The 11,356-nt window shown below is 29.7% G+C and carries 8 protein-coding genes and 2 tRNA genes; all 10 read left to right on the top strand.

The window, feature by feature from the left end; genetic code table 11:
* The first annotated feature begins 45 nt into the window (after positions 1 to 45).
* Positions 46 to 120: transfer RNA gene (locus BFN48_RS11900), tRNA-Gly, on the top strand.
* Between the two features lie 5 nt (positions 121 to 125).
* Positions 126 to 200, top strand: a tRNA-Cys gene (locus BFN48_RS11895).
* Between the two features lie 350 nt (positions 201 to 550).
* Positions 551 to 1,681 (top strand): efflux RND transporter periplasmic adaptor subunit, encoded by a 1,131-nt coding sequence (locus BFN48_RS11890; RefSeq protein ID WP_083238928.1) that lies wholly within the window; start codon positions 551 to 553, stop codon positions 1,679 to 1,681.
* Positions 1,682 to 1,684: 3 nt separating this feature from the next.
* Entirely contained in the window at positions 1,685 to 4,780 is a 3,096-nt protein-coding gene (locus tag BFN48_RS11885; RefSeq protein WP_069651103.1) for an efflux RND transporter permease subunit, read from the top strand.
* Positions 4,781 to 4,812: 32 nt separating this feature from the next.
* Positions 4,813 to 5,397, top strand: coding sequence for a TetR/AcrR family transcriptional regulator (locus BFN48_RS11880; protein ID WP_069651102.1), 585 nt, complete (start codon positions 4,813 to 4,815; stop codon positions 5,395 to 5,397).
* Between the two features lie 147 nt (positions 5,398 to 5,544).
* A complete protein-coding gene (locus tag BFN48_RS11875; protein ID WP_069651101.1) occupies positions 5,545 to 6,291 on the top strand; it encodes a DUF6873 family GME fold protein in 747 nt (248 codons plus the stop codon).
* Positions 6,292 to 6,363: 72 nt separating this feature from the next.
* Positions 6,364 to 7,284, top strand: a complete 921-nt coding sequence (gene ytxC / locus BFN48_RS11870; protein ID WP_069651100.1) for a putative sporulation protein YtxC — start codon at positions 6,364 to 6,366, stop codon at positions 7,282 to 7,284.
* Between the two features lie 181 nt (positions 7,285 to 7,465).
* A complete protein-coding gene (locus BFN48_RS11865) occupies positions 7,466 to 8,068 on the top strand; it encodes a DUF445 domain-containing protein (RefSeq protein WP_069651099.1) in 603 nt (200 codons plus the stop codon).
* A 237-nt stretch (positions 8,069 to 8,305) separates the two neighbouring features.
* The gene (locus BFN48_RS11860; RefSeq protein ID WP_069651098.1) at positions 8,306 to 9,988 is read left to right on the top strand and encodes a carbon starvation CstA family protein; all 1,683 of its coding nucleotides are present in this window, start codon (positions 8,306 to 8,308) and stop codon (positions 9,986 to 9,988) included.
* A gap of 194 nt (positions 9,989 to 10,182) precedes the next feature.
* The coding region (locus tag BFN48_RS11855; RefSeq protein WP_069651097.1) for a helix-turn-helix domain-containing protein at positions 10,183 to 11,356 on the top strand (1,174 nt) is incomplete at its 3' end.

Here is an 11,356-nt window from a genome sequence, read left to right as displayed (position 1 = left end):
GTCGGTGGTTCGATTCCGCCTCTGGGCACCACAAAAATCAAATAAGCGGAAGTGGCTCAGTGGTAGAGCATCGCCTTGCCAAGGCGAGGGTCGCGGGTTCGAATCCCGTCTTCCGCTCCATATATGGCGGCATAGCCAAGTGGTAAGGCAGAGGACTGCAAATCCTTTATTCCCCAGTTCGAATCTGGGTGCCGCCTCCAGAAGAAGACTCCCGTTTTTGGGAGTTTTTTTTAATTCATTAATGAATATAATTTTATCAACAAGTTCTGATTTTTTATAATCCATAGGAAATTATATTCCTTATTAAATTGTGGATAATTTTGAATATAATTTCTGTAATGGATGCAGGCAAAATCTTCCTTGATTTATTTAAATCGAAATTTTGTTCTAAAGAAAATTTTGTAATTTGTTTATTGACTTCATGTATCAAAAAAAGTAAAATATAACCAAAACCGACTGACCGGTCGGTACTGATATTTTTTTCAAATATTATTAAAATAGTATTTATATGTGAAGTATTGATTAATATATAATTTGGGAGGGTATGTTTATGACTAGAAAAATCATTGTATTTTTTGTAGTAATATCTTTACTAATATTTTTACTAGCTGGATGTAAAAAAGCAGATGTTGTAAAAGAAAATCTTTCAGAACAAGAAAGATATGTGCCAGTAAAAGTTGAAAGTGTAACTAAAGATACTATATATAATACAACTGTATTTAGTGGTAAGGTATATGCTGATAAGGATGTTATGATATTCTCCAAAATTCCAGGTGAAGTTACTAATGTTTTTGTAAAACTTGGAGATAAGGTAAAGAAAGGACAAAATCTTTTTGTTTTAGATAAAGAAGATATAGAAAAACAAGTAGAACAGGCTAAGGTAGCTTTTGAAGGAGCCAAAGCTAATTATGAATTGACAAAAGAGAAATTTGAAAATGCAAAGATAACATTTGAAAGAACTAAAAAATTATATGAAGAAGGAGCAGTTTCAAAATCACAATATGAGCAGGCAGAACTAGCTGCTTCAGATAAATCATTAGAGGCGGCTAAATCAGCATTAAATCAGGCTCAAGTAGCATATAATCAAGCTTTAGAAGCTCTTGAAAATACGATAATAAAATCACCTATAACTGGTATAGTATCAAGTGTAAACATTGAAACTGGAGAAATGACTTCTAATACACAACCTGCAATAACAGTAATAGATATAGATAGAGTATATGTTCAAATAGATGTGACTGAAAATATAATAAATAAACTATTTAAAGAACAGGAGGTTAAGGTAAGCATACCTTCTGCTTTTGATACAGAACTGATAGGAAAGATAAAAGTCATTAGTCCAGCAATAGACAGTAGGACACAGTTATATCCTGTAAAGATATATGTAGACAATAAAGACCATATGATAAAACCTGGTATGTTAGCACAGGTCAAAGTAGACACTGATATAAAAAGAGATGTTGTAGTTGTAAGGAGTGAAGCAGTTGTAGAAAGAAATGGAGAATTTTTTGTATTTGTTGTAGAAGGAGATAAGGCTGTAGCTAAAAAAGTTGAGATAGGTCTTGATACTGGTATGTATGTTGAGATAAAGAAAGGTTTAAAAGAGGGAGAAAAGATAATTGTAAAGGGACAGAATTATGTAGAAGATCAGATGAAAGTAAAGATTGTAAGAGGTGAATAGATCATGAATTATTTATCAAAGCTAGCAGTAAAAAGACCTGTTACTATATTGATGATTACATTTATAGTTATTATTCTTGGTTCAGTGTCACTAAGTAGGCTTCCGATAGATTTATTGCCTGAAATCGAGGTTCCAATTGCAATAGTAACTACATCGTATGAAGGTGTAGGACCACAAGAAATTGAAAAATTGATAACAAAGCCTATCGAAGAGGCTTTAGCTACAGTAGGTAACATAAAAAATATAAACTCGATATCATCAGAAGGAAATTCAATGGTAATTGCTGAATTTAATTTTGGCACAGATATGGATTTTGCAGCTTTAGAAATGAGAGAAAAAATTGATTTAATAAAAGGATTTTTGCCAGATGAGGCTAGTGAACCAATGGTTTTTAAAATAGATCCAAATGCAATGCCAATAATACAGTTATCTCTTTCAGGTAGTGAAGATTTGACTAAACTTCAGAGGTTTGCAGAGGATACTATTAAACAGAGGTTAGAAAGATTAGATGGAGTTGCATCAGTAGATATATCTGGAGGATATGAAAATCAAGTAGAGATTAAGGTCAATCAAAATGTATTAAAAGGTTATGGAATAGATATTGGATATATAGCACAAATTATTGGATCAGAGAATCTTAATTTACCAGGTGGTAAAGTTAGATGGGGAAAACAAGAACTTACTATAAGAACTGTGGGAGAATTTAATTCGATAGATGAAATAAAACATCTTCCAATAACTTTGCCAACTGGTGGGATAGTTCATTTAGAGGATATAGCAGATGTGAGACTTACACATAAGGAATTAAGTACAGTCTCAAGAACTAATGGGAAGGAAAGTATAAACATATCTATACAAAAACAGTCTGGAACTAATACTGTTAAGGTAGCTGAAATTGTAAACAGTGAAATAGAGAAATTGAAGAAGGAGTTTCCTACAATAGAGATTGATATAGTTATTGATCAATCTAAATACATTAAAAAATCAATAAATAGCGTATACAAAAATGCTGTTGTTGGTGCTTTATTGGCTATAACTGTACTTTATATATTTTTAAGAAACTTTGGAACAACATTGATTATAGGAACTTCAATACCTGTTTCAATAATTGCTACTTTTATACTTCTATATTTTAGTGGAGTAACATTAAATATGATGACACTAGGCGGTTTAGCATTAGGCGTCGGTATGCTAGTAGATAATGCTATAGTTGTTCTTGAAAATATATATAGATTTAGGGAAGATGGATTTAGTAGAAAGGATGCAGCTGTAAAGGGTGCTTCAGAGGTTGCTATGGCAGTTACAGCCTCAACACTTACAACAGTAGCTGTATTTCTTCCGATAGTATTTGTTGAAGGCATAACTTCTACAATATTTAAAGAATTGGCAATGACTGTTACGCTTTCTTTGATTGCATCATTAATGGTATCATTAACACTTATTCCAATGTTATCTTCTAAAATATTAAAGATTGATGATAAACAGAAGAAAAGACCAAAACTTTTTGATGTTATATATAAAGGATTTGACGTGATTTTTAAGAGGATAGAAATTAAGTACAAGAAACTTCTAAATTGGGCTCTAAGTCATAGAAAATCTACAGTACTTATATCATTTTTAATATTCTTAATAAGCATAGCATCAATAAGAAGTATTGGTGCGGAATTTTTCCCTACTACTGACGAAGGACAGTTTACTGTATATATTTCTTTGCCAGATGGAGCAGAATTAGATAGCACTGATGAGGTAGTTAGAAAGATTGAAAAAAAACTTTCTGGAATAAAAGAAATTGAAACAGTTTTTACAACAGTAGGTTCAGGAGGAAATTTTTCAGTTACAAATAATCTATCGAATAAAGCTGTAATAACTGGGATTCTAGTGGATTTAGATAAGAGAAGTCGAAGCACGAGTGAAGTTGCTGATCAAGTAAGAGAAATGGTGAAGGATATTCCTGGGGCAGAGATAAGAGTAGAGCTTACATCTTATACTATGATGGGATTAGGAGGAGATCCAATTAGTATAAGTATAAAAGGAGATGATTTAGATACTCTTAAAAAGATAGGAGAAGACTTTAAAAAAATTGTAGCTTCTGTAGAGGGGACAAGAGAAGTTAAGACAAGTTTAGCTAAAGGAATACCAGAAGTACAGATAAGAATAGATAGATATAAAGCTTCACAATATGGATTAACTGCTGGTCAGATAGCTTCGACAGTAAAAAGTTCGATATCTGGAGTTGTAGCTTCAAAGTATAAGTATAATGGTGATGAGATAGATGTAGTTATAAAGGGAGAAGATGTATTAAGAGACAGTATTTCAAATCTCAAATTAGTTTCTATAAAAACGCCTTTGGGAATAAGTGTTCCTTTGAGTCAAGTGGTCGATGTGAATGTAGACAGAGGTCCTGTTAAGATTGATAGAGAAGGACAGGTAAGAGTTGTTACAGTAACTAGCCAGATAATGGGCAGAGATTTAAGAAGTATAAGTAATGATATAAAAGCTAAACTAGATAAGTATGTTATGCCTCCTGGATATACCTATGAAATAGGAGGTCAGAACAAAGAGCTTAACGAGTCTTTCGCTGATTTAGGTTTAGCTTTGATACTTGCAGTAGTATTAGTATATATGATACTAGCTTCTCAGTTTGAATCATTACTTCATCCATTTACAATAATGTTGTCGGTTCCTCTTGCATTTGCAGGTGGTGCTTTAGGATTATTTATTACAAAAAGACCACTAAGTGTACCTGGATTTATAGGTGTTATTATTTTAGCAGGTATTGTTGTAAATAATGCAATTGTATTAGTTGATTACATTAACACTCGAAGGAAAAATGGTGAAAAGAGAAGAGAGGCTATCGTAAACGCAGGTCCTATAAGACTCAGACCTATAATGATGACTACATTGACAACAGTACTTGGTCTTATACCATTGGCATTAGGTATAGGAGAGGGGTCTGAACTTGAAGCTCCTTTAGCAACAGTAGTAATTGGAGGTCTTTTACTTTCGACATTTTTGACTTTAGTGTTTATTCCTGTTGTTTATACTTTGGTAGATGATGCTGCAAATCGTATAAGAAGTTATATAAAAAAAAGAATTTAGTTGTTATTTTAATGTAGAGGGGAGTTAGTGTGATGCCGACTAGAAATAATAAAAAAAATGATATTCTTGATGCTGCTATAAAAGTTTTTTTTGAAAAAGGTTTTCATAAGGCTAAAATGGAAGATATAGCAAAAGAAGCAGGTGTAGGAAAAGGAACTATATATGAATACTTTGAAAGTAAAAAAGACCTTTTTCAAGAGATGATAAAATGTAGTATCGAAAAATATATTGAAAAGGCTAGAAAAGCTATTTTTAAAAAAAATACAGTTAAGGAAAAACTTATAGCTTTTGCAGAACATCATGGGATGTTTCTGGCAAATCACGTTGATATGACTCAAATAATAATTACTCAACCTCAAATCTTATCAATTGATATGAAACGTTGGCTTATGCGAGGAAAGATGGAGATATTTACTTTAGTAAAGGAAATTATAGAAATGGGAATAGAGGACGGAGAATTAAGAGAAAACCTAGATGCAGACTTGGCTACTTTAAGTTTATTAGGTACTGTAAATCAATATTATAGTAAGAAAATATTTTTCGATAAAGTGTCACAAGAAAATATTGATGCTGAACAAGTTATAGACATGTTGTTTATGGGCTTTGTTCAAAGATAGTGGAACGAAGATAATTCTTTGTTCCACTATTTTTTTGGATAAAGGTATATTTTTTTTAGATAAAATGATATCCTTATATAAGGCGAATGAGAAAAGTTAATAGTTAATGGAATATAAATAATAATTTTGAGAAAATGGAGGGTTATAATGGCTAAAAACCCATTTATACCTATTCGTAAAGCAAAAGCAGTTATTATAGATGGCAGAGTGCATGAAAATATAATAAATACATTAACCAAACTTGATATTCGTGTGATTAAAACTGTTAAATGTGAAGAATTATATGATGCTATATCATATCATCCTGATATAGTAATACATCCAATAGATTATCAGACTCTTATTATTGCTCCAAATGTTTACGACTATTACAAAGATATGTTTAAAAATACATCTTTTAAATTGATTAAAGGTGAGAGAAAACTTAAGAGAAACTATCCTGAAAACATTGCATATAATGTAGCAAGAGTTTCTCGTTACGCTATACATAATTACAAGTATACAGATGAAAAACTTAAATATTATTTAGAAAAATTGGGTATAGAATTTATAAATGTAAAACAGGGATATTCTAAATGTTCAACTTGTATAGTATCAGATAATGCAATAATAACTTCTGATCCTTCAATATATAAAGAGTGTAAGAAATATTTTATTGATACATTGTTTATAAATAGTGGATATATTGATTTGCCAGGTTTAGATTATGGATTTATAGGTGGTGCAACAGGATTTATTAGTGATATACAGTTAGCATTTACAGGAGAATATCAACATCATCCAAACTTTTTGGATATTAATGTTTTTTTGAAAAAATACGGAAAAAAACCAGTTATACTCAATAATAAAAAAATAATAGATATAGGTTCAATTATTCCTTTAGTATACAATTAATGTAATCGTGAAAAATGAATATAGCAATATTAAAAACATATACTACTAGTACATCAGAAAGGAGTGACATTTTTGAATTTGCTAATTATAGGATTTAAAGAGAATTTAGAGAAAATAATTGAAATATTAAATAAGCAATTATATTTTTTCGAAAGAGAAAAAATTCATATAGATAAAGAGATAGAAAAAATAGGTGATATAAATTTTGTGATATATTTTATTAGAGATGAAAAATGTGTCAAATATAAAAATATAAAAAATATTTTCAACTATTATATTGCAGAGGCAATAACAGACATTGTAATTGACGTTTATCAAGAAAAGATAATAGATAGGTTAATATATGAGAAATGTTATTATTTAGATTCAGAAGATAAGAAAATAATAAAATCTAGAGTTATTGATTACCTTAACAGAAATGAGTATGTACTTCAAGAAGGTATAATGCCTCAGATAAGTAAAAAGGCAAAAATATTAAAAACTGTAATGGATTTTTTAGAAGAAAATGATATGTTGATAATAGATGGTTTAATAAGTTTTAGACTTAAATTCTTTACAGAATTAATTGAGGAGGCTTTAGAGAAAAATATAGAGGATTTCTTTGTTGAAAAGGAATATAGGGAGTTTATTCGGGTGTTACAGTATTTTGTTGAATTACAAGAGTCTAAAGTTGACCTAGTTAATATAATATTTAAGAGTGATGGAACTTATCAATTATTCGATAAAAAAATGAATTTAATTGATAATGATATTTTTCAGGAACTTGCAGAAGAAATTTCAGAAAGTGAAATGAATTATGATGATTTACTTATCAGTTCATTAATAACTATTGCACCAAAGAAGATAATAATTCATACAGAAAAAAGCATCCAAGATAGGGAAATAATAAAAGTAATAAAAAGTGTTTTTCAGAATAAGGTATCAGTTTGTCCTGGATGTAGATTATGTCTAAAAGAAAAGGATAATAAAATAAAAATTGAGAAGGAAAAATAATACTTCCAAGGAAATTTGCTTGGGAGTTTTTTTGCTTTTGATTTAAAGTTAATACTATTTTAAGAAAAGAAAAATTATGTTATAATCAGATATTGGTTGATATTTATTTTTGTCTATCAACTATTAAATTTGACGAATAGCGAATGATGAATAACCAATGACGATTATATGAGGTGATAATATGGTAATTATTAAGATACTGACTTTAGCAGTAATTGGAGCTATGATAGGTTGGATAACTAACATAATTGCTATTAAACTGATATTTAGACCACTAAACCCTGTTACAATACCTATTATAAATGTAAAAATACAGGGATTGATTCCAAAAAGAAAGCAAGAGATGGCTAAAAGTATTGGACAAGTGGTAGAAGATGAACTTGTTTCAATTAATGAAATTATTGATAAGGTGATTGAACAAGAAAATCTTTCAAATATTATATTTATTATTAAGAGAAAAATTAATGAAGTTATTGATGAGAAATTACCTTCAATAATACCGAGTGCTTTTAAGAATATGATTTTTGGTTATGTAAATGAAATGGTTGATTCTGAAGGAGAAAGAATATTAAAAGATTTAATTGAAAAAATGGTTCATAAGGCAACAAATGAAGTTAAGCTTTCAGAAATGATAGAAGAAAAAATTAACTCTTTTGAATTAGAAAAGATAGAAAGTATAATCATTTCTATTGCTAAACGAGAACTTAAGCATATAGAGATTTTAGGAGGTATTTTAGGATTTTTAATAGGAATCATACAAGGTGTATTAGTAATATTATTTTAAAAAGCATGTCATTTTCTGTAGGAAAATGACATGCTTTTTTTCTTTATTCTTTAGGTTAAAAGGAGTATAATAAATACAAAATAAAAATAAAATAGAAATAGAGGGATGTTTTGCATTAAATGATGAATATTGTATACAACTTTGAAAAGTTTGAAAGGAGGTGAAAAGTATATAATTAGGCAAGAAATCTAAGCAGTTTCAAAATTATTATTAAAAATTAAAAGGGGAGGGGAAAAAGTGAACTCGTTATTACTAGCAGTATTGACTTATTTTGGTTTTATCGTTGCTTATAAGACTTATGGTAAGTTTTTGGGTAGAAAATTGTTTGAATTAAGTAACAAAAATAAAACACCATCCCATATTATCAATGATGGTGTAGATTATGTACCAACAAGAAAAAGTATTCTATTTGGTCACCACTTTACATCTATAGCAGGTACTGGTCCTATAGTAGGTCCAGCAATTGGTGTAATTTGGGGTTGGGTACCTGCAGTGTTGTGGGTATTTATAGGTTCAATTTTCATGGGTGCAGTACATGATTTCGGAGCACTAGTTATATCATCAAGAAAGAAAGGTAAATCTTTAGGAGATGTAACTAAGGATATTGTTAGTCCAACTTCAAGAGTTCTATTCCTATTAGTAATATTCTTCTTGTTGTTAATAGTAATTGCCATTTTTGCTATGATTATAGGTAAGTTATTTATAATGTATCCAGCTTCTGTATTCCCAGTTTGGATGGAGATTCCAATTGCATTACTTATGGGCTATCTAGTTTATAAGAAGAATATGAATGTAAAATGGCTGTCAATTATTGCAATAATCTTAATGTACTTCACAATTTGGATAGGCGCAGTTTATATAAATGATTTCCATATTCCTGAAATTTTTGGACTACAAGAGATTTTAGTTTGGGTTTTCATATTACTTATCTATGCATTTATTGCATCAATACTACCAGTACAAACTTTACTACAACCAAGAGACTATATTAACTCACATGAGTTATTAGTAGCTATGGCTCTATTATTAATAGGATTAGTATTTGCACATCCTACAATATCAGCTCCAGCTATAAATACAGCTGTTAAAGGTGCACCTCCTATATTACCATTCTTATTTATTACTATAGCATGTGGTGCTATTTCAGGATTCCACAGTTTAGTATCTTCTGGTACTTCTTCAAAGCAGCTAAATGAAGAAGAAGATTCTTTGACAATAGGATATGGCGGTATGCTACTTGAAGGTGCACTTGCAATGTTAGTTATTATAGCTTGTACAGCAGGGTTAGGAGATGCAGCAGCATGGACACAAAGATATGCTGACTGGGCTAGTGCAAGTGGACTAGGAGCTAAGTTAGGAGCTTTTGTTGATGGTGGTGCTAACTTTATTTCACATATAGGTATTGGCGGTGAATTTGCTAAAACTATACTTGCAGTATTTATTGTGAGTTTTGCTGCAACTACTCTAGATACAGCTACAAGGATACAAAGATATGTTGTTAGTGAGTTAGCAGAGGGGTGGAATATCAAGCCAATCGCGAATAAAACAGGTGCAACACTATTTGCAGTAATTACTGCTTTACTATTGGCATTAGCAAAACCAGGTGGAGCAGGCGCAATGATATTATGGCCATTATTTGGTGCTACAAACCAATTATTGGCAGGATTAGCACTATTGGTTATAACAGTATATCTAGCTAAGAAAAAGAAACCAATTGTATATACATTAATCCCAATGATCTTCATGATACTAATGACAGGTTGGGGTATGGTATATAATATTATAAAATATGCAAGTAAATCAGATTGGTTGTTATTTGTAATAGGTATTATTATAATGGTACTTGAAATATGGATGATTATAGAAGCGTACAAAGCTATTAAGAAATCTAAGAGTATTGAAGAAACAATTGAATCTTAAAAAGAAAAGGCTTAGTTGACTAAATCAACTAAGCCTTTTTAGATATTTCAAGTTTAAATCTTAAAAACTTAAATAACAAACAATAGTACAAAAGTACTAAATAAACATTATTGACAAATAATAGAAATAATATTACAATAAAGTTAAATAAATTAGTCAATAAACAGAACTAAGTGTGAACAGGAGAGATGAGTATGCAAATACTAACATTAGGAGAAAAGATAAGAAAGTTAAGAAAAGAGAAAAACATGTCATTAAGAGAACTAGGAGGAGACTATGTTTCAAAGGCACAGCTAAGTTATATTGAAAATGGTAAAGCAAGTCCAAGTATCGAATTATTAAAATATCTAGCTCAAAGATTAGATGTAGATTTAGAATATCTTTTAGCAACAGAAAAAGACCAAGTAAAAAGATACTGCAGATTATGGTTAGAAGAAATGAAAGTACATGTGAATTTAAACAATATATCTGATGCAGAAAAAATGTATAAAAAAATTGATAAGTATGCACAGAAGTATGATTTAACAGAAATTCTAGCAGAAAATAATTTACTAATGGCTAAAGCATATATCAATGTAAAGTTATATGATGATGCTTTAAGTAACATACAAAAAAGTTTTTACTACTATTCTAAGATAAGCAATATAGAAAAAGTAATAGAAGCAATAATTAAAGAAGGTAATATATATACGCTAAAAGGTCTATATGAAATAGCATTAAACAAATATAGACAAGCTTATACATTTTACAGTCAGTTACCTATTAAAAATTTAGAATTAGAAAGTAACATACTATACAATATCTCAACATGTTATCACATATTAAAGGATAAGAAAAATGCTAAAAAGTATGCAGAAGAAGTCTTAAGAATAGATAATCAGCTAAAGGATGCAAAAAGATATGCTCAAAGCTTACTTAAATATGCATCAACACTTATCCTTAATGAAGAATATGCCAAAGCAGAAGAAGTTTTAAAAAAAGCAAACAAACTACTTAAAAAACAAGAAGATAAAAAAACAAAAGCATTTATAGAAAACAACTTTGGGTGTATATATTTAGAATCAGGAGAATACGAAAAAGCATATAAACATTTAATGGAAGCAAAACAGATAAAAGAAGAGATGAATTTAGATGAATTACCGACAACACTATTTGAGTTATATAAGTATTATTTAAAAATTGGAGAAGAAGAAAAAGCCCTTAAGCAGTTAGAAAGTGCCATAGAGTTTAGTATAGAAAGAAAACTTAAAGATTACATAGTCAAAGGATTAGATTACTACATTGAATATCTAGTAAATAAAAAATCATATGAAAAAGCGATAGTAAAGATTAAAGAGCAAATATCAATACTAGAAAAAATGGAGATGA

Origin of the sequence: Caloranaerobacter ferrireducens, from assembly GCF_001730685.1 — a bacterium.
Taxonomy (GTDB): Bacteria; Bacillota; Clostridia; order Tissierellales; family Thermohalobacteraceae; genus Caloranaerobacter; species Caloranaerobacter ferrireducens.
The sequence above is the reverse complement of the archived record's forward strand: the minus strand, read 5'-3'. Positions and strand labels throughout refer to the sequence as shown.

Coding starts and splice junctions, on each gene's coding strand:
- BFN48_RS11890 (WP_083238928.1), top strand. CDS start 551: ATGACTAGAAAAATCATTGTATTTTTTGTAGTAATATCTTTACTAATA.
- BFN48_RS11885 (WP_069651103.1), top strand. CDS start 1,685: ATGAATTATTTATCAAAGCTAGCAGTAAAAAGACCTGTTACTATATTG.
- BFN48_RS11880 (WP_069651102.1), top strand. CDS start 4,813: ATGCCGACTAGAAATAATAAAAAAAATGATATTCTTGATGCTGCTATA.
- BFN48_RS11875 (WP_069651101.1), top strand. CDS start 5,545: ATGGCTAAAAACCCATTTATACCTATTCGTAAAGCAAAAGCAGTTATT.
- BFN48_RS11865 (WP_069651099.1), top strand. CDS start 7,466: ATGGTAATTATTAAGATACTGACTTTAGCAGTAATTGGAGCTATGATA.